The organism is Streptomyces sp. NPDC033178, assembly GCF_055577685.1.
Map to the genome: position 1 here is coordinate 114054 of NZ_JBVIPT010000023.1, position 22838 is coordinate 136891.

The 22838-nt window shown below is 70.3% G+C and carries 19 protein-coding genes; 15 read left to right on the forward strand and 4 right to left on the reverse strand.

The features are described 5' to 3' along the window. Positions 1-16: 16 nt before the first annotated feature. Both ACZ5VQ_RS41725 and ACZ5VQ_RS41730 read right to left on the reverse strand, forming a co-directional pair. Positions 17-871, reverse strand: coding sequence for a class I SAM-dependent methyltransferase (locus tag ACZ5VQ_RS41725; RefSeq protein ID WP_469109565.1), 855 nt, complete (start codon positions 869-871; stop codon positions 17-19). Between the two features lie 116 nt (positions 872-987). Next, positions 988-1587, reverse strand: a complete 600-nt coding sequence (locus ACZ5VQ_RS41730) for a helix-turn-helix domain-containing protein (protein WP_469109566.1) — start codon at positions 1585-1587, stop codon at positions 988-990. A 211-nt stretch (positions 1588-1798) separates the two neighbouring features. Here ACZ5VQ_RS41730 and ACZ5VQ_RS41735 point away from each other — a divergent pair, with 211 nt between their 5' ends. Next, entirely contained in the window at positions 1799-3430 is a 1632-nt protein-coding gene (locus tag ACZ5VQ_RS41735; protein WP_469109567.1) for an MFS transporter, read from the forward strand. A gap of 25 nt (positions 3431-3455) precedes the next feature. Here ACZ5VQ_RS41735 and ACZ5VQ_RS41740 read toward each other — a convergent pair whose 3' ends face one another. Further along, entirely contained in the window at positions 3456-4295 is an 840-nt protein-coding gene (locus ACZ5VQ_RS41740) for a GntR family transcriptional regulator (RefSeq protein ID WP_469109568.1), read from the reverse strand. 261 nt (positions 4296-4556) lie between these two features. Here ACZ5VQ_RS41740 and ACZ5VQ_RS41745 point away from each other — a divergent pair, with 261 nt between their 5' ends. The 5 genes from ACZ5VQ_RS41745 to ACZ5VQ_RS41765 all read left to right on the forward strand — a co-directional run bounded on the left by ACZ5VQ_RS41745 (position 4557) and on the right by ACZ5VQ_RS41765 (position 10796). Then, entirely contained in the window at positions 4557-5825 is a 1269-nt protein-coding gene (locus ACZ5VQ_RS41745) for an extracellular solute-binding protein (RefSeq protein ID WP_469109569.1), read from the forward strand. Between the two features lie 55 nt (positions 5826-5880). Continuing rightward, entirely contained in the window at positions 5881-6870 is a 990-nt protein-coding gene (locus tag ACZ5VQ_RS41750) for a carbohydrate ABC transporter permease (RefSeq protein ID WP_469109570.1), read from the forward strand. Next, positions 6867-7709, forward strand: coding sequence for a carbohydrate ABC transporter permease (locus tag ACZ5VQ_RS41755; protein WP_469109571.1), 843 nt, complete (start codon positions 6867-6869; stop codon positions 7707-7709). Before ACZ5VQ_RS41750 ends, ACZ5VQ_RS41755 begins: the two co-directional genes overlap by 4 nt. A gap of 52 nt (positions 7710-7761) precedes the next feature. Then, positions 7762-9294, forward strand: a complete 1533-nt coding sequence (locus ACZ5VQ_RS41760; RefSeq protein ID WP_469109572.1) for a beta-N-acetylhexosaminidase — start codon at positions 7762-7764, stop codon at positions 9292-9294. A 74-nt stretch (positions 9295-9368) separates the two neighbouring features. Then, positions 9369-10796: a cellulose binding domain-containing protein gene (locus ACZ5VQ_RS41765; protein ID WP_469109573.1), complete on the forward strand. Its 1428-nt coding sequence runs from the start codon at positions 9369-9371 to the stop codon at positions 10794-10796. Positions 10797-10833: 37 nt separating this feature from the next. Here the strand turns inward: ACZ5VQ_RS41765 and ACZ5VQ_RS41770 are convergent, their stop codons facing one another. Continuing rightward, positions 10834-11859, reverse strand: a complete 1026-nt coding sequence (locus ACZ5VQ_RS41770; RefSeq protein WP_469109574.1) for a transposase — start codon at positions 11857-11859, stop codon at positions 10834-10836. Positions 11860-12031: 172 nt separating this feature from the next. Here ACZ5VQ_RS41770 and ACZ5VQ_RS41775 point away from each other — a divergent pair, with 172 nt between their 5' ends. The 9 genes from ACZ5VQ_RS41775 to ACZ5VQ_RS41815 all read left to right on the forward strand — a co-directional run bounded on the left by ACZ5VQ_RS41775 (position 12032) and on the right by ACZ5VQ_RS41815 (position 22714). Further along, the gene (locus tag ACZ5VQ_RS41775; protein ID WP_469109575.1) at positions 12032-13636 is read left to right on the forward strand and encodes a peptide ABC transporter substrate-binding protein; all 1605 of its coding nucleotides are present in this window, start codon (positions 12032-12034) and stop codon (positions 13634-13636) included. A gap of 80 nt (positions 13637-13716) precedes the next feature. Continuing rightward, positions 13717-15153, forward strand: coding sequence for a M14 family zinc carboxypeptidase (locus tag ACZ5VQ_RS41780; protein ID WP_469109576.1), 1437 nt, complete (start codon positions 13717-13719; stop codon positions 15151-15153). Then, positions 15150-16073, forward strand: a complete 924-nt coding sequence (locus ACZ5VQ_RS41785) for an ABC transporter permease (protein ID WP_469109577.1) — start codon at positions 15150-15152, stop codon at positions 16071-16073. Before ACZ5VQ_RS41780 ends, ACZ5VQ_RS41785 begins: the two co-directional genes overlap by 4 nt. Further along, positions 16066-16971: an ABC transporter permease gene (locus tag ACZ5VQ_RS41790; protein ID WP_469109578.1), complete on the forward strand. Its 906-nt coding sequence runs from the start codon at positions 16066-16068 to the stop codon at positions 16969-16971. Before ACZ5VQ_RS41785 ends, ACZ5VQ_RS41790 begins: the two co-directional genes overlap by 8 nt. A gap of 7 nt (positions 16972-16978) precedes the next feature. Further along, the gene (locus tag ACZ5VQ_RS41795) at positions 16979-18016 is read left to right on the forward strand and encodes an ABC transporter ATP-binding protein (RefSeq protein ID WP_469109579.1); all 1038 of its coding nucleotides are present in this window, start codon (positions 16979-16981) and stop codon (positions 18014-18016) included. Continuing rightward, positions 18006-19034, forward strand: a complete 1029-nt coding sequence (locus ACZ5VQ_RS41800; RefSeq protein ID WP_469109580.1) for an ABC transporter ATP-binding protein — start codon at positions 18006-18008, stop codon at positions 19032-19034. Before ACZ5VQ_RS41795 ends, ACZ5VQ_RS41800 begins: the two co-directional genes overlap by 11 nt. Positions 19035-19136: 102 nt before the next feature. Continuing rightward, positions 19137-19772, forward strand: a complete 636-nt coding sequence (locus ACZ5VQ_RS41805) for an FMN-binding negative transcriptional regulator (protein WP_469109581.1) — start codon at positions 19137-19139, stop codon at positions 19770-19772. Then, complete coding sequence (locus ACZ5VQ_RS41810; RefSeq protein ID WP_469109582.1) at positions 19769-21292, forward strand: amidohydrolase; 1524 nt, start codon at positions 19769-19771, stop codon at positions 21290-21292. Before ACZ5VQ_RS41805 ends, ACZ5VQ_RS41810 begins: the two co-directional genes overlap by 4 nt. Before the next feature lie 225 nt (positions 21293-21517). Beyond that, complete coding sequence (locus tag ACZ5VQ_RS41815; protein ID WP_469109583.1) at positions 21518-22714, forward strand: glycoside hydrolase family 64 protein; 1197 nt, start codon at positions 21518-21520, stop codon at positions 22712-22714. The last annotated feature ends 124 nt before the right edge of the window (positions 22715-22838 follow it).

Genomic DNA, 22838 nt, shown 5'->3' on the forward strand with positions numbered 1-22838 from the left:
TCGGGAACGGTGAGCGTCAGGTGCGGCGCGCTGCCCACACCGTGCGCTCGGTGCGCACGCCGAGGTCGGTGCGGCGCAGGACGCTGTGCGGGCTGTCGGTGTCGAGGAGTCGGTCTAGAGCGGTCAGGTCCTCGGATGTCAGGGCCGATGCGGCGTTGCCGCGCATGCGGCGCAGGCTGCTGAGCGCGTAGTGGCCCACTGCGTCGGTGTGGGCCGGGCCGATGTCGACCGCGACGGTGCGTTCGCCCTCGACCGTGAAGCCGGCTTCCGTCAGCTTGGTCCCCCAGTCGGCGCCGCGGTGGGGTACCTGCTCGGCGTGGTGGTGGTCGAGTGCGGCATGGCAGCGCTCCTCAAGGCCGGGAGCCTCTTCCGGGGCACCCTCGGGCAGGAACCTGGGAAAGCCGGCCAGCTCGACGACGGCGAACAGTCCACCCGGTGCCAGCAGGTCGTGGACCCGGCGCAGGGCGCGGTCGGGGTCGGACATGTGGTGCATGGAGGCCGATGCCCAGACCAGCTCCGGCGCGCCGAGGTCGGGCCACGCCTTCGCGTCGAGGTCGGCCTGCACGATGCGCAGGCGGCCGACCGCTCCGGCTGTTTTCTCCTGGAGGCGGTGCAGGTGGGCGGCCGAGGAATCGACGGCCGTCACCTCCGCCTCGGGAAAGCGACCGAGCAGAGCGAGCGTGCCGGCTCCGGTCCCGCAGCCCAGATCCACGACGCGGCGGGGGCCGGCCGCGACGGGCAGCCAGGCGGTGATGGACGCGAGGTGTTCGGCGAGTACTTCCGCATCCAGGTCGAGGATCTCCGAGTGGTCGCCTGCGTCGTGCTCGTGCTCGTGGACATGGTGCGCTGTGTGCGGGGAGGGGTGGTTCATGCGCCCAAGCTAGGCGGGCCGTTCGCGTGTGACCTGGGCGCTTCCGGAATGCGCAAGACGATGACCGGCTGAACTGCGGGACACGCAAACGGTCACAGCCACAGCCACCATCACCGTCACAGTGACGGAGACGGGCGGTTCGCCTTCCCCGCTTCCTCGCCTCGCTGGTGGCCGCGACGGGCATCGCGGTCGAAGATGCCGAGGATCTCGCACGGTCCGCCGTCGGCCCCGATGGCGTGCGGAAGCATCGTGGTGAACTCCGCCGCCTGGTTGGTCTCGATCCGCAGGCGCCGGTTGCCCAGGAGCAGGATCGCGGTGCCGGAGAGGACGACGAGCCATTCGCGGCCCGGGTGGGCGCGCATCCGCGCGGGATTGTCGGGCGGCGGGTCGGTCATGCGCTGGCGTACGACGGTCATGCCGGGGTCCGCCTTGACGGGCCAGCGCATCAGCCCGTGGGACGCGTCGATCATCGGGTTGGAGATGACGTCGTCCGTGGCCGTCTCGACCAGCTGGTCGAGGGAGGTGTCCAGGGCACGGGCCAGGGTGACGAGCTGGTCCAGGGCCAGACGGCGCCGGCCGGTCTCGATGCGGCTGAGCGTGGACTGACTGACCTGGGCACGAGTGGCCAGATCTTCCAGGGACCAGCCCTGGGCCACGCGGAGGGCACGGATGCGTTTGCGCACCAGGCTGTCCAGCTCGCCATTGTCTTGCGTCATAGGCAACATCGTATGCCTACACGGCAAGAAGCGCTTAGCGTCGTTCCTGTCCGGCCCCGCAGCCCGCTCCGCCCCGCAGGCCGCTCCGGCCCCGCAGGCCGCTGCTCACCGACCGAGTGAGCCGGGACTGGGCCCACCGCTGTCACCCATAACTCCTGGCGCTCCCGCGCCGATGTCCGCATGCCCTCTTGAGAGGAATCCCGAGGAATCCATGAGTACGAACCAGGCTCCCGAAGTGAGCCCCGACCCAAGCGGCGCCCGCGCCGGCGCCCCGGACAAGGGCGCCCCGGGCGAAGGCATGCCCGACGCCCGTCAACGTCGGACGATCCTGATCGCCGTCTGTGTCGCGCTGATGGCCGTCATCGCGTCGGTGTCCGGGCTCAACGTCGCCCAGCCCGATCTCGCCGTCGCCTTCGACGCCTCGCAGAGCACGGTCCTGTGGATCATCAACATCTACACGCTGAGCCTGGCCGCGCTCCTGTTGCCGCTGGGCGCGATCGGCGACCGCTTCGGCCGCAAGCCCATGCTGCTCACCGGCCTGACCGTGTTCGGCCTCGCGAGTGCGGCGGCGGGTCTGGCCCAGTCGACCGAGGTCATGCTCGCCGCCCGGCTGCTCAGCGGAGTGGGTGCGGCGATGATCATGCCGATCACCCTCGCCGTCATCACCTCGACCTTCCCCAAGGAGGAGCGGGGACGGGCGATCGGTGTGTGGACCGGTGTGGCCGGCGGTGGCGGCGTCCTGGGCATGTTCCTCTCGGCCGCCCTGGTCGACGCGGTGAGCTGGCGGTGGCTGTTCGTCCTGCCCATCGCACTGGTCATGGTCGCCCTCGCCATGACGCTGCGGTCCGTCCCCGACTCCCGCGAGAGGTCCGGGCACGCCTTCGACACCGTCGGCGCGCTGACGTCCGTCGTCGCGGTGGTCGGGCTCATCTTCGTCCTCCAGGAGGGCCCCGAGCGAGGCTGGACCGCCCCGGCGACCCTGGTCAGCCTGACCGTCGGGGCCATCGCGGCCATCGGCTTCGTAACCTGGGAACTGCGCCGTCGGGATGCCGCGCTTCTGGACGTACGCCTGTTCCGTGAGCGCGGTCTGGCCGGGGGCTCGATCACGCTTCTGGTGGTCTTCGGGGTCCAGGCGGGCATCTTCGTGGTCCTCTTCCCGTTCTTCCAGGCCGTTCTCGGCTGGTCGGGGCTGCTGTCCACGCTGGCGCTGATGCCCATGGCGGTCATGATGATGGCGGCCTCCGGTCTCGCCCCGCGGCTGGCCTCGCGCATCGGTCCCCGGGCGACCATGGCCACCGGCATCCTCCTGGCCGGTGCCGGTCTGGCGCTCATGGCCGCCGTCGTCTCCGTCGACGGCGGCTATCCGTCCGTCCTTCCCGGGATGCTCGCCATGGGCGTCGGCATGGGCCTGTCGATGACGCCCTCCACCGAGGCCATCACGAGTGCTCTCCCGCGGGAACGCCAGGGCGTCGCGTCCGCGCTCAACGACGTCACCCGCGAGTTCGGCACCGCCCTCGGCGTCGCCCTGCTCGGAGCACTCCTGTCCGCCGGATACCGGGGCGCCATCGACTCCCGGCTCGCCGGCGTTCCCGAGGGCCCGGCCGACACCGCGCGCGAAGGTGTCGCCAACGCCCTCGACGCCGCGCACCGGGCCGGCCCCCAGGCGCAGGCCCTGATCCGTGCCGCCCGGGAGTCGTTCGTCGACGGCTGGCAGAACGCCATGTGGGCAGGGGTCGCCGTCATGACCGCCCTCTTCGTCTACGTACTCGCCCGGGGGCCACAGCAGCCCACGGACACACCGGCGAACGAACCGGAGCCGGCGGCCGAGGCGATCGCTCCGTAACCCCGGACCACCGCGAGAAGCCCGCTCACGGTGCCGACTGGATGTCCCCCCGCGTCGAGGAAGCGATGGTGTCGCGGTGTGCGAAGTCGCCCGGGGGGATGCCGGGATGGTGTCCGAGCCCGGCCGGCTGCGCCGTGGCCGAGGGGTCGAGGGTGAGCCGGGAGACGATGCGGTAGCGGTCGCCGCGGTAGATCGAGTGGACGTATTCGACGGGCTGCCCCGTGGTGTCCGAGGTGAGCCGCTCGAAGAGCAGCGCCGGGGACAGCTCGGGCACGTCGAGCAGTTCGGCCTCGGCCCGGGTGACGACGGTCGGCTCGATCGCCTGGACGGCCTCCTGGACGTGTACGCCGTGCTGTTCGCGCAGGTGCTCGTACAGGTCGCCGGCCTCCAGCTCCTCGGCGGACAGGGTGGGGACCAGATCGGCCCTGATGTGCAGGTGCTCGATGGCCATCGGGGCGCCGTCGACCAGGCGCAGCCGTGCCACGTACACGATCTCGGCGGCGGGTGAGATACGCAGCTTGCGGCCCACGCGTGCGCCGGCCGCGAAGGTGGTGAACTCCAGCAGGCGGCTCGACCAGGTCCCGGAGGCCAGAGGCGCCGTCATGGTCTGCTGGCCGGAGACGAGTTCCTGGGTGATCTTCTCGGGTGCGACGAACATGCCGCGGCCGTGTTCCCGTACGAGGAGACCCGCGGCGACGAGTTCGTCGACCGCCGCGCGCAGGGTCGGGCGGGACACGCCCAGGCGGGCACAGAGGGCACGCTCGGAGGGGATCGCGTCACCCGGGCTGTGCGACTCGACGAGATCGAGGATGAAGTCGCGAACCCGCTCCCGCTTGAGCACCGCACCAGGTGCGTCTTCCTTCATGCCGTGTCCTCTCATGCGCGCCAGCCGGTTTACCAGTTGACCAGTGGTCGCACGCAACCGCCCTCCTGGTGGGGGGAAGTGTAACCGCTTCCGAACGGTGATCACCGAGCCCTCGACCGGCCAAGACGTCAAAAACCCAGTGAGCGCAGGGGGTTGACGTCACTCATTGGTCTATGCCAGTTTCATCCCCGCATCAAGAGGTGAGCTGTCCAGTGGGCTTCACTGGTCAGGTGGTTGGGTCATGTCCTCCAGAGGTGAACCGTGAAGCTCCGCTTGTTTGCCGGTGTGTCCGTGCTTGTGATGACCGCCGGGCTGAGTGCCTGCAGCAGTTCCTCCGACGACTCCGACGGCAGTTCCGGCGGGAGCACCACCATCGATGTCTGGCTGATGCGCGACAGCGTCTCGGCCGAGTTCCAGAAGGACTTCGTCAAGGGCTTCGAGACCGCTCACCCGGACATCGAGGTCAAGGTGCAGATCCAGGAGTGGGACGGCATCGGCGAGAAGGTCACGGCGGCCCTCGCCAGCAGTGACGCACCGGACGTGATCGAGACGGGCAACACCCAGGTCGCCCAGTTCGCGCAGAGCGGTGGCCTGCTCGACCTCAGCGACAAGACCGACGAACTCGGGGGCAGGGACTGGCTCAAGGGCCTCGCCGAGCCGGGCGCCTACGAGGGCAAGCAGTACGGCATCCCGTACTACGCCGCCAACCGCGTCGTCATCTACCGCACCGACCTCTTCAAGGAGGCGGGCGTCGACCCGGCCGCGATCAAGACCCGCGACCAGTGGATCGCGGCCACCAAGAAGCTCAACTCCGGTGACACGCAGGGCATCTATCTGCCCGGTCAGATGTGGTACGCCCTCGCGGGCTTCGTCTGGGACGAGGGCGGCGACCTCGCCACCGAGTCGGGCGGCAAGTGGCAGGGCAACCTCGACACCCCCGAGGCGATCCGCGGCATGGAGTTCTACGAGAAGCTCCAGGCACTCGGCAAGGGCCCCAAGGACTCCGACGAGGACAGCCCTCCGCAGGCGGACGTCATGGCCAAGGGGAAGGTCGCCCAGGTCATCTCGACTCCCGGCGGCGCCAACGTCGTCGTCGAGAACAACCCCGCGCTGAAGGGCAAGCTCGGCTTCTTGCCGATCCCGGGCAAGACCGCCGGGACACCGGGTGCCGTGTTCACCGGCGGCTCCGACCTCGTCATCCCGACCGCTTCCGCCAAGCAGGACGCGGCCTACACGTTCATCAAGGAACTCACCGGCGACGCCTGGCAGAAGAAGCTCGCCGTCGCCATGAGCTACGTCCCGAACAAGACCACCCTGGCCGACGCGGTCGCCTCCGACCCGGGCGCTTCGGCCATGGCGGTCGGCGCCGCCGAAGGCCATGCCACGCCCAACACACCGGGCTGGGCCGCCGTCGAGGCCAAGAACCCGATCAAGGACTACATGACGGCCGTTCTCACCGGAGGTGACGCCAAGAAGGAAGCCGCCACCGCGTCCGACGCCATCACCACGGCGATGAACTCCGGCTCCTGACCGCCAACGCACCGGAACCGCACCGGAACCGCCAACGCACCGGAGGAAGAGTGCCGTGTCGGCCGTCCGAGAGCAGACCGCGCCCCACCCCCCACCGAGCACCTCCCGACCCCGGCGCACCACCGGCTCAGGGCAGCGCCGCCCGTCGCGGGACGGCGGCCGCGGGATCTGGCCGTACGTCCTGATCGCACCCGCCGTCCTCGGCACGCTCTACCTGCTCGTCTATCCCCTGGTCCGCGCGGTGGTGATCTCGCTGCAGGACTTCGGACTGCGTCAACTCATCCTGGGCGACGCGCGTTTCATCGGACTGAAGAACTACGAGACGCTGCTCGGCGACAGCCGCTTCTGGGAGGTCGTGCGCCGCACGTTCCTCTTCATGGCGGTCAACGTCGTACTGATCATGGTGCTCTCCACGCTGGTGGCGCTGATGATCGAGCGGCTGGGCCGGTTCGGCCGGATCGCGGTCCTCAGCGCGCTGGTGCTGACCTGGGCGATGCCCGTCATCGCGGCGACCACCGTCTTCCAGTGGCTGTTCCACTCGGAGTTCGGCATCGTCAACGCGGTCCTGACGGACCTGGGGTTCGAGTCCTTCGACCGCTACCCCTGGTTCGCGCACGGACCGGCCGCCTTCGCCATCCTGGTCGCCCTCATCGTGTGGCAGTCCGTGCCGTTCGCGGCGATCACGCTCTACTCGGCCCTCACCACCGTGCCCACCGAGCTGTACGAGTCGGCGCGGCTGGACGGGGCGTCGGGGCCGCGGATATTCCGCTCCATCACCTTTCCGATCGTCCGGCCGATCTTCATGCTCGTGCTCTCGCTCGAAGTGATCTGGACCTTCAAGGCGTTCGTCCAGATCTGGGTGATGACCAACGGCGGGCCCGGCGACGCGACCACGATCCTGCCCGTGTACGCGGTGCAGACCGCCCTGTCGAGCCAGCGCTACGACCTCGGTTCGGCGGCCTCCATGGTCACCGTCGTGCTGATGTCGGGCGTCCGCGTCCTCTACTTCCGCCAGATGTTCCGCCAGGAGGACGAGCTCTCATGAGCACCACCACCCGGCTCCGCGTCCGCCGACTGCCCCTGAACGCCGCCGCCGTGATCACGGTCGTGGTGTGTCTGTTCCCGGTCTACTGGATGGTCGCCACCGCGTTCACGCCGAGCCGCGACATCCAGTCCGACAACCCCCGGATCCTGCCGGAGAGCTGGACGCTCGACCACTTCCGCACGGCCGTCGGCGCCGACGGCTTCGGTCTGTTCTGGCGCAACAGCGTCCTCGTCACGCTGAGCGCCGTCGTGCTCGCCCTCGTCATCGCGCTCGGCGCCGCCTACGCGGTCGCCCGGATGAGGTGGAAGGGGCGCCGGCAGTTCGTGCTCATGGTCTTCATCGCCCAGATGGCGCCCTGGGAGTCGCTGATCATCCCGGTCTACATCATCTCCCGGGACACCGACATGCTCGACCGGCTGCCGACCCTGACCCTCGTCTACTTCATGATGACGCTGCCCTTCACCCTCATCGTCCTGCGCGGCTTCATCGACACGATCCCCCCGGAGCTGGAGGAGTCCGCCCAGGTCGACGGCTGCACCCGGCTCGGCGCGTTCCGGCACATCGCGTTCCCGCTGCTCGCACCGGGTCTGATGGCCACCTCGCTGTTCGGCTACATCACCGCCTGGAACGAGTTCACGTACGCCAACTTCCTGATCATCAAGCAGCAGGACAACCGCACCCTGCCCGTGTGGCTGTCCTCGTTCCAGAACGTGTTCGGCACCGACTGGGGCGCCACCATGGCCGCCTCGACCCTCTTCGCCGCCCCGGCACTCGTGGTGTTCCTGGCGCTCCAGCGCCATGTCACCTCGGGCTTCGCCGCCGGCGCGGTCAAGGGCTGACACCGCACACTCCCCCCGCAGTCCCCCGCGAGCTTCGTTCCGGAGGCGATCCGTGCCCGCACACCCGTCCGCCATCACCCTCGTCCCCCGCCCCACCGAGACCGTGCTGCGGCCGGGGTACTTCACGCTGGACGACGACACCGCCCTGAACATCGGCGCAGGCACCGAACAGGCCGCGGAGCTGCTGCGCACCCTGCTCGCCCCCGCCACCGGACTGGCCCTGCCACCGTCCCCGAGTGGGCAGTTGAAGCTGGCCATCGACTCCGGCCTCGGCAGCCTGGGCGACGAGGGCTACGTCCTCACGATCGCCCCGTACGCCGTGCTGCTGCGCGCCGCGCACCTCACCGGTCTGCTGCGCGGCATCCAGACGATCCGTCAACTCCTGCCCCCACAGGCCCTGTCGGAGTCTCCGCAGGGCGGCGCTCCGTGGCTGCTGCCGTGCTCCGAGATCACCGACCACCCCCGTCACCCCTGGCGCGGCGCGATGCTGGACGTGGCACGCCACTTCCAGCCCGTCTCCTATCTGCGCCGGTACGTCGACGTGCTGGCCCTGCACAAGATCAACGTGTTCCATCTGCATCTCACCGACGACCAGGGCTGGCGCATGCCGGTCGCCGCCCGCCCCAAACTCACCGAGATCGGCGGTCGTCGCGCCGAGTCCCAGATCGGCCCGGCCGGCAGCGGCACGTACGACGGCGTCCCGCACGGCGGTGCGTACACGCGGGCCGAACTGGCTGGTCTGGTGCGGTACGCGGCCGCTCGCGGCGTCACCGTCATGCCGGAGATCGAGATGCCGGGGCACGTACGCGCCGCCCTCGCCGCCTATCCCTCACTGGGCAACCAGCCGGACCGCACCCTCGACGTGTGGACGCGCTGGGGCGTGTGCGACACCGTCCTCGGTGTCCACGACGAGGTCCTCGACTTCTGCCGCACGGTCCTCGAAGAGGTCATGGACGTGTTCCCGTCGCCGTACATCCACCTCGGCGGCGAGGAGTGCCCCACCACCGAGTGGAGCCACAGTGCCGCCGCGCGCGAACGGGCGGCGGCGGAGGGGCTGTCGACCCCCGAGGCGCTGCACGGGTGGTTCCTCGGACAGATCGGCGACTTCCTCGTCCGTCGCGGACGCCGACCGGTCGGCTGGGCGGAGACAGGCGCCGAACTTCCCCTGGACTTCACCGTGATGACCTGGCGCGACCCCTCCCACGCCCTGACGGCGGCCCGCCGCGGCCACCCCGTGATCAACGCGTACCACCGGGCCACCTACCTCGACTACGCCCAGTCCGACGCTCCTCACGAGCCGTCGGCCCAGCCCGGCACCGTCGTCGATCTGCGCGCGGTCCACGCCCACGACCCCGTACCCGAGGACGCGGACGCCGAGGCGGCCGGGCGGGTGCTCGGCACCCAGACCCAGCTGTGGACCGAGTTCGTCACGACGCCCGCCCACATCGAGTACCTCACCTACCCGCGGCTGTGCGCCCTCGCCGACCGCGGCTGGAGCGGCGCGACCGACTGGGCCGACTTCCGTGCCCGGCTCGACGAGCACACCGCCCGGCTCGACGCGCTCGGCATCCACCGCCACCCCTGACATCGCCCCCCTCACACCACCCCCAAGGCTGTCCGTTCCGGGAATCACCCCCACCTTTCTGGAGAGGAACAACGATGAGATTCGCGAAGAAGAGGCTGCGCGCCACCGCACACACCGCCGTCGCCGTGGCCATGGGCGCCGCCGCGCTCACGGCACTCCCCACCACCGCGAGCGCGGCCGCCGACGGGCTGAGCGTCCAGTACCGTACGAGCGCCACGGGAGCCGGTGCCGACCAGGCCGAACCCTGGTTCAAGGTGAAGAACACCGGCACCACCAGCGTGCAGTTGAGCGGCGTCAAGGTCCGCTACTACTTCAAGGCCGACTCGGCGGGCGCGACCTACCGCTTCGCCTGTTCCTGGGCCGTCAAGGGCTGCGCCAACGTCACGGGCACCTTCGGCACACTCGCCAACCCGACCGCCACGGCCGACCGTTACCTGGAGGTGGGCTTCACCTCCGGTGCCGGTTCGCTCGCCCCGGGCGCCGACACCGGCGACCTGCAACTGCGCTTCTACCAGTCGAACTGGGCGTCGCTGAACCAGAGCGACGACTACTCCTTCGGCGCCTCCCGGACGTCGTACGGCGACTGGACCAGGGTCACGGCCCAGCTGGGCGGCACCCTCCTGTGGGGCGAGGCACCCGCGGGCAACGGGCCGACGGATCCGCCCACCGACCCGCCGACCGATCCTCCGGCCGAGGGCGCCGCGCTGTTCGACGACTTCAACTACAGCGGCCACAGCGACCCGAACATCTCGGCGCACGGCTGGAACGTGCGCTCCAACTCCGGTGGTCCCGGCGTGCCCGGTGCCACCTGGGCGCCCGAGAACATCACCTTCGCCACCACGGGCGGCAACTCCATCATGAACCTGGAGACCTCGACCGCCGGCACCGCGGCGAGCACCGAGCAGACCGAGATCCTCACCAGGTCGATGAAGTTCAAGAACGGCACCTACGCGGCCCGCGTCAGGTTCAACGACGCGCCCAAGTACGGCCCGGACGGCGACCGTCTCGTCCAGACGTTCTTCACGATCAACGACCTCAAGGCACCGATGGCGGACGACTACGCCGAGTACGACTTCGAGTACCTGCCCAACGGCGGCTGGGGCGAGCCGGCCAACATCCTCTACACGACGTCCTGGGAGACCTACCAGGCCGACCCGTGGGTGGCGGTCAACCAGCACACCGAGGCCCGCCAGAGCTTCAGCGGCTGGCACGACCTGGTGCTGACCATCGACAACAGCACCATCAAGTACTACATCGACGGACAGCTCTTCGGCACCCACGGCGCCCAGTACCTGCCGGAGCGGCCGATGTCGATCAACTTCAACCAGTGGCTGATCGACCTCGCGGGCCAGACCAGCACCACCGCGCGGGCGTACGACCAGCAGGTCGACTACGTCCTGCACGTCAAGGACCAGGTCCTCACGCCGGCCCAGGTCACTGCCAAGCTCAACGCGTACCGCAGCGCGGGCACCAGGTTCGAGGACACCGTCCCCGGCGTCTGACCGGCGCCTGACCGGCCCGGGGTCCGCCCCGGACCGGTCACCCTCCGCTGCCGGGCCGGCGGCTCGCGGCCGACGTGACGATCGTCGAGCACCAGGCGAGGTCCGCGGCGTCCACGGGCGCCGCGGACAGGGTGTCGAGCCAGCGCTGCCAGAGATCCGCCCTGCTCCATGCGGTGAAGCGGCGGTGCGCGGTGGAGTGCGAGACCCCGAACTGCGCCGGGAGCTGCTGCCAGCTGCAGCCCGAGGTGAGCACGTAGACGACGGCGGTGAAGGCCGCGCGTTCGTTCGCGGAGCGGGAGGCCAGCAGCGGTTCGGCGGCGGCCCACAGCGCGTCCGGTACGAGATGCCGTGCCAGGACCGGGCTCAGCGTGGCGGAGAGATGGTCGCGGATCTCCTCGTCGTCCGTCGGCGCGGGCGTCGACGACGGTTCGTCGGCCGCCGAGCCGCCCTCCGCCTGGAGCCCGGCGGCCTGGTCCCCGGCCTCGTCCGTCGGCCGGTCCGTCTGCCGGTCCGTCGTCTGGTCGGCGGCCTGGGACCGGTAGGTCCGCCACTGGGTCAGCAGGTCGTGGTGGCTGCCCCGGACCCAGCGCATGTAGTCGCGCATGTTGCCCAGGCGGCGGCGAGGTGCCTCCTCCTCCGGGCCGAGGAGTTCGATGGCCCGCTCGGCGAGCTGTTCCTGCCGGTCCAGATAGCGGCGTTCACCGGCCAGGAAGCTGCCCCACACGTCGTCGTCGACGCGGAAGTAGTGGCTGCGTTCCCCCGGCACCGCGTGCCGTCTGATGAACCCGGCCTCGACCAGGCGGCGGGTCGCCAGTGAGACGGAACCGGCGCTGACCCGCAGGGCGCGGGCGAGCGCCGCCGAGGAGACGTACGGAACATCCGTGATGAGCAGGTAGGCGATGATGCGGCCGTCCATGCGGCTACTCCCGGCCGCCTCCCAGACCAGCCCGACCTCCTCCACGAACGACTCCCGGCTCCAGCCGCCGCCACTGTCCTGATGTGCGGAGCCGTCGAGATGTCCGGAGCTGTCGTGCGTGGTGCTGGCTGGAGCCTCGCCGGGCATTGATTCCTCCTCGTAAACTTTCATCTCATCTTAAAAGTTTCGCAGCTTTGCATTGACATGGCATCTCAGCGACGCCCAGTATCCCGGTACGCGCCCTGGTGAGCACCCGGTCGCCCAGGCCCTTTCCCCGGTGCCGGGCCATGGCGCGCCCCTGCTCTCCCATGGAGTCGTCGTGCCCAGATCACCCATGTTCACAGCCCCGGCGAGCCTATCGCTGGCCCTGGTTCTCGCCCTCGCCTGTTCCGGTTGCTCCGGCGGCACGAAGGACAGCGGCGGTTCGGCGGGGACCGGCGGATTCTCGGTCGCCGTCGCCGAACCCGACCATCTCACCCCGGGCCGCAGCACCGTCGGCTGGGACCAGCTGCGCGTGCTCTTCGCCCCGCTGGTCAAGGTCGACGCCAAGGGCGGGATCAGTTACGTGCAGGCGAAGTCGGTGACCTCCACCGACGCCCGGCACTGGACCATCAAGCTCCGGTCCGGCTGGAAGTTCCACAACGGCGAGGCGGTCACCGCCCAGAGCTACGCCGACGCCTGGAACGCCACCGCCTACGCCCCCAACGGCTGGGCGGGCAACGGCCAGCTCGCCGGCATCGAGGGCTACGCGGCGCTGAACCCGGCCAAGGGCAAGCCGAAGACCCGGACGCTCTCGGGCCTCAAGGTCGTCGACGCCACGACCCTGGACGTCACCCTCACCAGCCCGGACAGCCAGTTCCCGCTCCAGCTCACCCCGAGCCAGCTCGGCTTCTACCCGATGCCGAAGGCCGCGTTCACGGACCCCAAGGGCTACGACAAGAAGCCGATCGGCAACGGTCCGTTCCGGATGACCTCCGCCTGGAAGGCCGACGAGGGCACCACGGTCAGCGCCTACGCGGCGTACCGGGGGCCGAAGCCGAAGTCGTCCGCGATCACCTTCAAGAGCTACGCCGACCTCAACACCGCGTACACCGACGTGCAGGCGGGCAACATCGACCTGGCCTATGTGCCTGTCAGCAAGTACGGCCAGGCCAAGGCCGACTTCGGAGACCGGCTGCACACCTACGACGCGCCGTCGCTGGAGTTCATGGGCCTTCCCCTGCAGGGGAAGAAGTTCGACGACGTGCGACTGCGCAAGGCGCTGTCCATGGCGATCGACCGGTCCGCGGTCAACAAGGCCATCTACGGCGGCCTCTACACCCCGGCCACCTCGCTCACCCCGTCCTCCGAGGTCGGCGCCGAGACCGGCATCTGCGACGCCTGCGCGTACGACCCGGCCGCGGCGAAGAAGCTGCTCAAGGAGGCGGGCGGCTGGTCCGGCGAGCTGACCATCACCTACCCGGGCGGGCTCGGCCTCGACGAGCTCTACAAGGCGGTCGCCAACCAGCTCAGGCAGAACCTCGACATCGCCGACGTCAGGGCCCAACCGACCGCCGACTGGGCCGAGTTCAGCGAGAAGGCGTTCGGCGGGAAGATCACCGGGCTCAACCACTCGCACTGGGGCGCCCTCTACCCGAGCATGCAGGCGACCCTGCGCGGCATCTTCACCAAGGCCGGCGGCTGCCAGGTGTGCAGCCACTACAGCGACGCCGACGTCGACAAGCTGCTCCAGCAGGCCGACAGCGCGGCCGACACCACCGCGGCCGCGAAGCTCTACAACGACGCGCAGAAGCGCGTCCTCCAGGACTTCCCGGTGATCCCGCTCTTCTACGGCAGCTACATCTACGCCAGCACCCCCAAGGTGACCGGGGTGACCGTGGGCCCGGCCGACGTCGAGCTCAGCCGGATATCCGTCGTCGGCTGACCGTCCCGCACCCCGTGCACGTACGCGTACGCCGGCACCCGCGCCCCCGTACCCCCGACACCCCGGAGATCCGCACCAGCATGACCGCCGCGACATCCGAGCAGTCCGCCCCCGCCATGCCGTCCCCCGGGAACTGGGTACGGCACGCGGCGACCGTCCCCGAGACCCACGCCTACCCGGCCGTGGACGAACTCCTGGCCTCCTTCAGGCAGTTGGCCGACGCCCATCCCGGCCTGGTGACCGAGAGCCGGATCGGCACCTCCACCCTCGGCGAACCCCTGTACTGCTTCACGGTGGGTGAAGGGCCCGCGAGCCTCACGACGGACGGGGACGGCGGATACGTCGTCGTCGGCGGGGTGCACCCCAACGAGCCGGTCGGCGCGGTGACCGCCCTCCACCTGGCCACCGCCCTGTGCGAAAGCCCGGAACTGCGCGGGCACTTCGGCGGGGCCTGGCACATCGTGCCCTGCATCGACCCGGACGGGGCCCGGCTCAACGAGGGCTGGTTCGCCACCCCCACCGACAAGCGCAACTACGGACGCCACTTCTACCGGCCCGCCGGCAACGAACAGGTCGAGTGGACCTTCCCGTTCGCCTACAAGAAGGCGTGGTTCGACCGCGTACTGCCCGAAACCCTGGCACTGATGCGGCTGTTGGACGCCACCCGGCCGCGCTTTCTGACCACCCTGCACAACTGCGAGGCGGGCGGCGTCTATTACTACATGAACCGTCCGGCTCCCGAGCTGTACGGAGTCCTGACCGAGATCCCGGCCTCCCTCGGCATGCCGCTGGCGACCGGTGAACCCGAGGCCGCCCACGCCCCGGTGTACTCCCCGGCCGTCTACGGCTGCATCGACATGAAGGACGCGTACGACTACCTCGAAGGACTCGGTGTCGACGCCGCCGCCAAGATCGCGGGCTCGTCGAGCGCCGCGTACGCCGAGCGCTACGGCACCTTCTACTTCGTCACCGAGGTCCCGCACTGGAGCCACCCGGACGCCGACGACAACACACCCATCGAGCGGCGCCACGCCGACGTGGTCCGGGGCCGGGCTCGGGCGCTGGGCGAGGCAGGAACGTTTCTCGGCGGCATCCTCGACGCGGCGAACCCGCACCTGACCATCCGGTCCCCGTTCCTGCGGGCGGTCCGCGACTTCGTACCGTCGCTGACGGAACTCGCCACGATGGAGTCGGCCCGCGCCGACGAACTGCCCGACCGGGCCGCCACCGTGTCCGAACGCTTCGACTGCGAAGCCGGTGTCCACAGCCTCCGCGTCCGCTTCGGCGGCATGCTGCTGCGGGCGCTCGACGCGGAGGTGGTCGCGGGCACCGCCACCCCCGAAGTACGCCGCTGCCACCGGGAGTTGCTGGAGACGTACGAGACGTGGGAGCGCGCGGCCGGCCCTGCCACGGGCGACCCGATCGCGATCTCCACGCTGGCCGGGATCCAGTACGGGGCGCTGCTGGCCGCCGCGGACCACGCCCGCGCCCGTGACATCACGGGGGACCCCGGATGACGTACCTCATACGCCGCCTGCTGGAGGCGCTGCTCGTCTTCTTCGGAATCAGCCTGGTCATCTACGCGATGACGTACGTCCTGCCGGGCGACCCCATCGCCGCGCTCGCCGGCGACCGGCCGCTCGCCCCGAGCGTGGCGCGGGCCCTGCGCGAACAGCACCACCTCGACGATCCGTTGCTGGTCCAGTACGGCCACTACCTGGCCGGGCTCTTCCACGGCGATCTCGGGACCGACTTCAGCGGCCGCTCGGTCGCCGAGCAGATGGCCGACCGCTGGCCGGTCACGCTGAAGCTGGCGCTGACCGCCTGGGGCATCGAGGCGGTCGTCGGCATCGGGCTCGGCGTGCTCGCCGCGCTGCGCCAGGGAACCTGGACGGACCGTACGGTGCTCGCGTTCACGATCGGCGCCACCTCCGTGCCGGTGTTCGTGCTCGCGTACACCGCGCAGGTCGTCCTCGGCGTACAGCTGGGGTGGTTCCCGGTCGCCGGGAACACCGACGGCTGGCCGACGAGCTATCTGCTGCCCGCGCTGTGCGTCGCGGCCTTCGGACTGGCGTCGGTGTCCCGGCTGGTCAGGGCCGAGGTGATCGAGAACCTGCGCGCCGACTACGTACGCACCGCCGTCGCCAAGGGCCTCACCCGGCGCCGGGTGGTCGGCGTCCACGTGCTGCGCAACTCCCTCATCCCGGCCGTCACCTATCTCGCCATCGACCTCGGATACCTGCTCGGCGGCACCGTGATCATCGAGGGCGTCTTCAACCTCCCCGGCATCGGCCAGCTGCTCTTCCGGGCCGTCCGCGCCCACGCCGGACCGACGGTGGTGGGGGTGTCGACCGCTCTGATCCTGATCTTCCTGGCCGCGAGCGTCCTGGTCGACCTCCTCAACAGCCTCCTGGACCCGAGGATCCGCCATGACTGACGCCGCTCTCTCGCCCGTGAAGCACGGCACTTCGCCCGAGGCTTCGTACCAGGCCCCGCAGGGCACCTGGCACGAGCTGCGCCGCAGGCCGGTGTTCCTCCTCACCGGCGGCTGCGCCCTTCTGCTCCTCCTGCTCGCCGCCGCGCCGGGGCTCTTCGCGGGCTGGTTCGGCCACGGCGACCCGACCGTCTGCGAGCTGGGCCACAGCGCCGAGGGCCCGGCCCCCGGACACCCCTTCGGATACGACGTCCAGGGCTGCGACCTGTACGCCAACGTCATCCACGGAGCGGGCGCCTCGCTCGGCGTCGGCCTGCTCGCCACCGGCCTCGGGCTTGCCGTCGCACTGGTCCTCGGTTGTCTCGCCGGGATGGCCGGGCGGATCGTCGACAGCGTGATCGCCAGGATCACCGATGTCTTCCTCGGCTTCCCGTTCCTGCTCGGCGCGATCGTCGTCCTCAACAGCTTCACCACCCGGGATGTACCGACCGTGGCCGGAGTACTGGCGCTCTTCGGCTGGCCGACCATGACCCGGGTGGTACGGGCGTCGGTACGGTCGGTGCGCGAGGCCGACTACGTGGTGATGGCCCGCAGCCTCGGCGCGAGCCAGTGGTTCATCGTGCGCAGACACGTCCTGCCGAACGCCCTCACCCCTGTCCTCGTCCTCGCCACCATCACCGTCGGCGGAGTGATCGTCGCCGAGGCCGCGCTGACGTTCCTCGGTGTCGGGCTCCAACCTCCCTCGATCTCCTGGGGACTTCAGCTCGCGGGAGCCCAGAACTCCTTCCAGACCCACCCGCACCTGCTGATCTTCCCCGGGCTCTTCCTGTCCTTCACCGTCTTCGTGCTCATCACCTTCGGCGACACCGTGCGTGACGCCCTGGATCCGAGAGGCCGGTGACCCCCTCATGGACCACACGAACATGGGCCACACGACCGTGAAAGCCCCGCTGAACGACCCGCTGTTGGACGTCCAGGACCTCACCGTCGACGTGCTGTCCCGGTCCGGCGCCGCCCAACGGGTCGTCCACGGAGTCTCGTTCACCCTCCACGAGGAGGAGACACTCGCGCTCATCGGCGAGTCCGGTTCCGGCAAGAGCATCTCCGCGATGGCCGTCATGGGCCTGCTCCCGGCCACCACGGCCCGGGTCGGCGGCAGTGCCCGCCACCGGGGCACGGATCTGTTGGCGCTGCCCGAGGACCAGTTCCGCGCCCTGCGCGGCAGGCGCATCGCGATGGTCTTCCAGGACGCCCTGTCCGCCCTCAACCCCACGCTCACCGTGGGCTTCCAGATCGCCGAGACCATCCGGGCCCACGAGGGCGTCGGCCGCCGCGAGGCCCGCGCCAGGGCCGTCGAGCTGATGGCCCGGGTCCGCATCCCGGACCCGGCCCGCCGCTACCGCGACCACCCCCACCAGTTCTCCGGCGGCATGCGCCAACGCATCATGATCGCGATGGCGGTGGCGCTCGGCCCCGACGTCCTCATCGCCGACGAACCCACCACCGCCCTGGACGTCACCGTGCAGGCACAGATCATGGAACTCCTCGCCGAACTCCGCGAGGAGACCCGATCCGCCCTGCTGCTGATCACCCACGACCTGGGACTCGCCGCGGGCACCGCCGACCGGGTCGCGATCATGTACGCCGGGCGCATCCTGGAAGAGGCCCCGGTCCAGGAGCTGTACGACCGGCCCGCACACCCCTACACCCGGGGGCTGCTCGCAGCCGTGCCCCGCCTCGCCGGGGGCCCCGACGACCTCAGCCCGATCCCGGGCAGCCCGCCAGGACCCGGTCTGCTGCCCGCCGGCTGCGCCTTCCATCCGCGCTGCCCCGAAGTCGGCGAACGCTGCGCGACACAGGAGCCGATGCTGCTCCCGGCCCTCCCCGACCCGCCCGCGCGCCTCGTCGCCTGCCACTATCCGCTGGAGGTCTCCGGTGCCCGATGACGTCCCGAGCGGTGCCGCGCGCCTTGAGAACGGTGCCCCGCTCCTTGAGGCCCGCGGCCTGGTCAAGCACTACCGGTCCGGCGGGCTGCCCCTCGGCGGCAGGCGCCGGGCCACGGTCAGGGCCGTCGACGGCGTCGACCTGACCCTGCGGCGCGGCTCGACCCTCGGTCTCGTGGGCGAGTCCGGCTGCGGCAAGTCGACCCTCACCCGCCTGCTGATGGCCCTGGACCGGCCCACCTCCGGCACCGTGCTCGTCGAGGGCCGGGACCTGCTGACCCTGCCGTCGGCCGAGCTTCGCCGCCGCAGGCGCGACATCCAACTGGTCATGCAGGACCCGTACACCTCCCTCGATCCCCGGATGACGGCGCTGGAGATCGTCCGTGAGCCGCTCGACATCCACCGCGACCTGATGCCGAAGAAGGAACGCGCGTCCTGGGCCCACGAGTTGCTGCACATGGTCGGGCTCGACCCCGGGCACGCGCACCGCCACCCCCACCAGTTCTCCGGCGGGCAGCGCCAGCGCCTCGGCATCGCCCGAGCGCTCGCGCTGCGCCCGAAGATCCTGGTCTGCGACGAGCCGGTGTCGGCGCTCGACGTGTCCGTGCAGGCGCAGGTCATCAACCTGTTCAAGGAGCTGCAGCGGGAGTTCGGGCTCAGTTACGTGTTCATCGCGCACGATCTGGCGGTGGTCCGGCATGTGGCCGACGAGGTCGCCGTCATGTATCTGGGGCGGATCGTCGAGCACGGCGACCGCGACACCGTCTACTCCCGCCCCGCGCATCCGTACACCCGGGCGCTGCTCTCGGCCGTCCCCGATCCGGACCCGCGCCGGCGGGGCGCCACCGGCCGCATAGTGCTGCATGGCGACCCTCCCAGCCCGACCCGGCCACCCGCGGGCTGCGCCTTCCACACACGCTGCTGGAAGAGCCAGGATCTCTGCGGCACGGAGCGGCCGGTGCCGACCGCACCGACGGCCGACGGGCAACGGCAGGTCTCCTGCCACTTCCCCGAGAACTGACGGCCGAGAACTGACGGCCGAGGACCGACAGCCGAGGACCGACAGCCAAGAATCAATGGCCGAGAATCAATGGCCGAGAACTGACAGGACGGAACAGCGCACATGCTGGAGCAGGAGATCTTCCGGGTCGACGACCCCGGACGGATCCGTGATCTCGCGAGAGCCCACCCCTGGGCCACCCTGATCAGTCACACTCCCGACCGCGGACTGGTCGTCTCCCACCTGCCGGTCCTGGTCGACGACTCACGCCAGGACACCGGGGACACCGGCTGCACGCTCCTCGGCCACCTCGCGAGGGCCGACGCGCGGAAGCACGAACTCGGCTCCCACGAGGTCGTCGTCGTGATCCAGGGACCGCACGGCTACATCTCGCCGAGCTGGTACAGGGAAACACCCCACGTGCCGACCTGGAACTTCACTGTCCTGCACGTCCACGGCCGCCCCGAGGTCCTGGACCCGGCGGACACCTACGACGTCCTGTCCGCCACCGTCGACCACTTCGAGGACCGTTCTCCCGAGCCGTGGCGGCTGGCCCGCGTGGAGAGCTACGCCCACCGGATCGCCGCCGCCGTCACCGGATTCCGGCTGCCCGCCACGAAGGTGACGGCCAAGGCGAAGCTCAGCCAGGACGAGCGCGAGGAGATCGTCCTCCGCCTTGCCGGTGCCCTCGAATCCGGCCGGCCGTACGCCGTTCCCGAACTCGCCCGCGCCATGCGCGACATCCGGAGGAAGCCGTGACCCAGACGAACACCGCAGCGCCCGGCAACCGGCCGGCCACCGCCGAGCCGCTCACCCTGCGCCGCGTCCACCTCGGCGCGGGCGGACCGCTGAGCGACGTCCGTATCGAGTCCGGTCTCGTCAACGCCGTCTTTCCCGCGGGCGAATCACCGCGCGCCGACGGGCAGAGCCTCGACCTCGACGGCCGTACGCTGCTGCCGGGGCTGTGGGACTCGCACGTACACATGGTCCAGTGGGCGGGCCTGCGCCGACGGCTCGACGTGTCCGGCGCCCGCTCGGCGCGGGAGGCCGTGGACGCGGTCGGCCGGCAGGCCGCAACCCTGCCGGCCGGCGAGCCGGTGATCGGCCACGGCTTCCGCGACGGACTGTGGCCGGACGCACCCCACAAGGACCTGCTCGACGCCCTCGTCCCGGACCGCCCCGCCCTGCTGATCAGCATGGATCTGCACTCCGCCTGGCTCAACTCGGCCGGACTCGCCCTGGTCGGGCGCGGCGACCACCCCACCGGACTGCTGCGCGAGGACGAGTGCATCCAGGCCATGGCCCAACTCCCCACCGCCTCGGTGGAGTTGACGGACCAATGGGTGCGGGAGGCCTGCGTCGCCGCCGCCGCGCGCGGGATCACCGGCATCGTCGACTTCGAGTACGCCGACAACATCGCGGACTGGACCCGCCGGATGAACGGTGCCGCGGTGCCGCTCCGCGTGGCGGCCTCCATCTGGTCCCCGCAACTGGAGGCGGCGATCGGCCGCGGGCTCCGCACCGGCCAGACCCTGGACACCCCCGACGGGCTGCTGGAGGTCGGGCCGTTCAAGCTGCTCACCGACGGCTCGCTCAACACCCGCACCGCGCTGTGCCACGAGGCGTACCCGGGCGCGGTCCCCGGCGAGCCCGGCTCTCACGGACTGGAGCAACTGCCCCCGCAGGAGCTGGTGTCCCTGCTGCGTCGCGCCTCCTCCCACGGGATCGAACCCGCCATCCACGCGATCGGGGACCGCGCCAACGAGATGACCCTCGACGCCTTCGAGGCGGTGCGCTGCCACGGCCGGATCGAGCACGGCCAACTGCTCGCCCCCAAGGACATCCCGCGCTTCGCCGAACTGGGCGTCACCGTGAGCGTCCAGCCCACCCACGCGGTGGACGACCGGGATGTCGCCGACCGGCACTGGGCGGGCCGGACCCACCGGGCCTACGCCTTCGCCGACCTGCTCGCCGCCGGGGCCGTCCTGGCGCTGGGCTCCGACGCCCCCGTCGCGCCGCTCGACCCCTGGCTGACCATGGCGTCTGCCGTGACCCGGACCGGCGACGAGCGCCCGCCGTGGCACCCGGAGCAGCGGATACCGGTGGCGGACGCCCTGGCCGGCTCGACCCGGGGGCGGCGGCTGATCCGGGTCGGCGACCGGGCGGACCTGGTGGTGACCGACGCCGACCCGCTCACCGCGGACGCCCTGACCCTGCGCGAGATGCCGGTGCACGCCACGCTCCTCGCCGGCGCCTGGACCCACGGCCCGTCACTGTGACCTGTTCGCCGTGACCGATTCGCCGTGACCTGTTCCGGCCCGACGATGACCATCTTGGTCTAGACCTTGACGTGTCCCACTCATGAGGACCACTCTGAGAGCGCTCTCAAACGACCGGAAGGGGCCGCGCCGCCCTTGCCTCCCCATGACGGGACGCGGCCCCCGACCATCCGTCCGTCGCATTTCGACTCCGGTGGGAGAAGCCCACCTGGCAGGAGGACGAGCGTGCTTGCCCTACGGAAAGCGCTGGTGGCCCTGGTCGCCGCGGCAACCGTCACCGCGGGACTCACGACGGTGGGCCCCGCACCCCGAGCCGAAGCCGCGGTGCCCACGACCATCCCGCTGGAGTTCAAGAACAACTCCGGGCGCGGCGACCAGATCTACATCTACAACATCGGGACCCTGCTCTCGACCGGCCAGCAGGGCTGGGCCGACGCGAACGGCACCTTCCACGCCTGGCCCGCGGGCGGCAACCCGCCGACCCCCGCACCCGACGCCTCGATCGCCGGACCGGCCAACGGCCAGACCAAGACGATCCGGATGCCGAAGTTCTCCGGCCGGGTCTACTTCTCATACGGCCAGAAGCTCGTCTTCAAGCTGACCACCGGCGGTCTCGTACAGCCCGCGGTGCAGAACCCGTCCGACCCGAACGTGAACATCCTCTTCAACTGGACCGAGTACACGCTCAACGACGCCGGACTGTGGATCAACAGCACACAGGTGGACATGTTCTCGGCCCCGTACGCGGTCGGCATCAAGAACACCGCCGGCGCCACCAAGAACACCGGTCACCTGAAGCCGGGCGGCTACAACGGCTTCTTCAACGCACTCAGGGGCCAGCCCGGCGGCTGGGCCAACCTCATCAGGACCCGCTCCGACGGGACCATCCTGCGGGCCCTCGCCCCCGGCCACGGCATCGAGGCAGGCGCCCTGCCCGCCTCCGTCATGAACGACTACATCAACCGGGTGTGGTCCAAGTACTCCACCTCCACACTGACGGTGACACCGTTCGCCGACCAGCCGGGCACCAAGTACTACGGCAGGGTCTCCGGCAACGTCATGAACTTCACCAACGGCTCCGGCGCCGTCGTGACCAGCTTCCAGAAGCCCGACTCGGACAGCATCTTCGGCTGCTACAAGCATCTGGACGCGCCGAACGACCTGGTGCGCGGCCCGATCTCCCGCACCCTGTGCGCGGGCTACAACCGGTCCACGCTCCTGACCAACCCCAACCAGCCCGACACGAGTTCCGCGGGCTTCTACCAGGACACCGTGACCAACCACTACTCCCGGAAGATCCACGCCCAGATGGCCGACGGCAAGGCGTACGGCTTCGCCTTCGACGACGTCGGCGCCCACGAGTCGCTCGTCAACGACAACAACCCGCAGACGGCGTACATCACGCTGGACCCGTTCAGCTGAGCGAGCCCGGCCCGACAGCGTGTTGGGGGGGGGGGGGGGGGGGGGGGGGGGGGGGGGGGGGGGGGGGGGGAGAAAAAAGAAAAAAAAAAAAAAAAAAACCAAAAAAAAACAAAAAAAAAAAAAA

What these genes read in the sequence shown, in the direction of transcription:
- ACZ5VQ_RS41725 (WP_469109565.1), bottom strand. Translation starts at nt 871, where the DNA reads ATGAACCACCCCTCCCCGCACACAGCGCACCATGTCCACGAGCACGAG.
- ACZ5VQ_RS41730 (WP_469109566.1), bottom strand. Translation starts at nt 1,587, where the DNA reads ATGACGCAAGACAATGGCGAGCTGGACAGCCTGGTGCGCAAACGCATC.
- ACZ5VQ_RS41735 (WP_469109567.1), top strand. Translation starts at nt 1,799, where the DNA reads ATGAGTACGAACCAGGCTCCCGAAGTGAGCCCCGACCCAAGCGGCGCC.
- ACZ5VQ_RS41740 (WP_469109568.1), bottom strand. Translation starts at nt 4,295, where the DNA reads ATGAAGGAAGACGCACCTGGTGCGGTGCTCAAGCGGGAGCGGGTTCGC.
- ACZ5VQ_RS41755 (WP_469109571.1), top strand. Translation starts at nt 6,867, where the DNA reads ATGAGCACCACCACCCGGCTCCGCGTCCGCCGACTGCCCCTGAACGCC.
- ACZ5VQ_RS41765 (WP_469109573.1), top strand. Translation starts at nt 9,369, where the DNA reads ATGAGATTCGCGAAGAAGAGGCTGCGCGCCACCGCACACACCGCCGTC.
- ACZ5VQ_RS41770 (WP_469109574.1), bottom strand. Translation starts at nt 11,859, where the DNA reads ATGCCCGGCGAGGCTCCAGCCAGCACCACGCACGACAGCTCCGGACAT.
- ACZ5VQ_RS41780 (WP_469109576.1), top strand. Translation starts at nt 13,717, where the DNA reads ATGACCGCCGCGACATCCGAGCAGTCCGCCCCCGCCATGCCGTCCCCC.
- ACZ5VQ_RS41785 (WP_469109577.1), top strand. Translation starts at nt 15,150, where the DNA reads ATGACGTACCTCATACGCCGCCTGCTGGAGGCGCTGCTCGTCTTCTTC.
- ACZ5VQ_RS41790 (WP_469109578.1), top strand. Translation starts at nt 16,066, where the DNA reads ATGACTGACGCCGCTCTCTCGCCCGTGAAGCACGGCACTTCGCCCGAG.
- ACZ5VQ_RS41795 (WP_469109579.1), top strand. Translation starts at nt 16,979, where the DNA reads ATGGACCACACGAACATGGGCCACACGACCGTGAAAGCCCCGCTGAAC.
- ACZ5VQ_RS41805 (WP_469109581.1), top strand. Translation starts at nt 19,137, where the DNA reads ATGCTGGAGCAGGAGATCTTCCGGGTCGACGACCCCGGACGGATCCGT.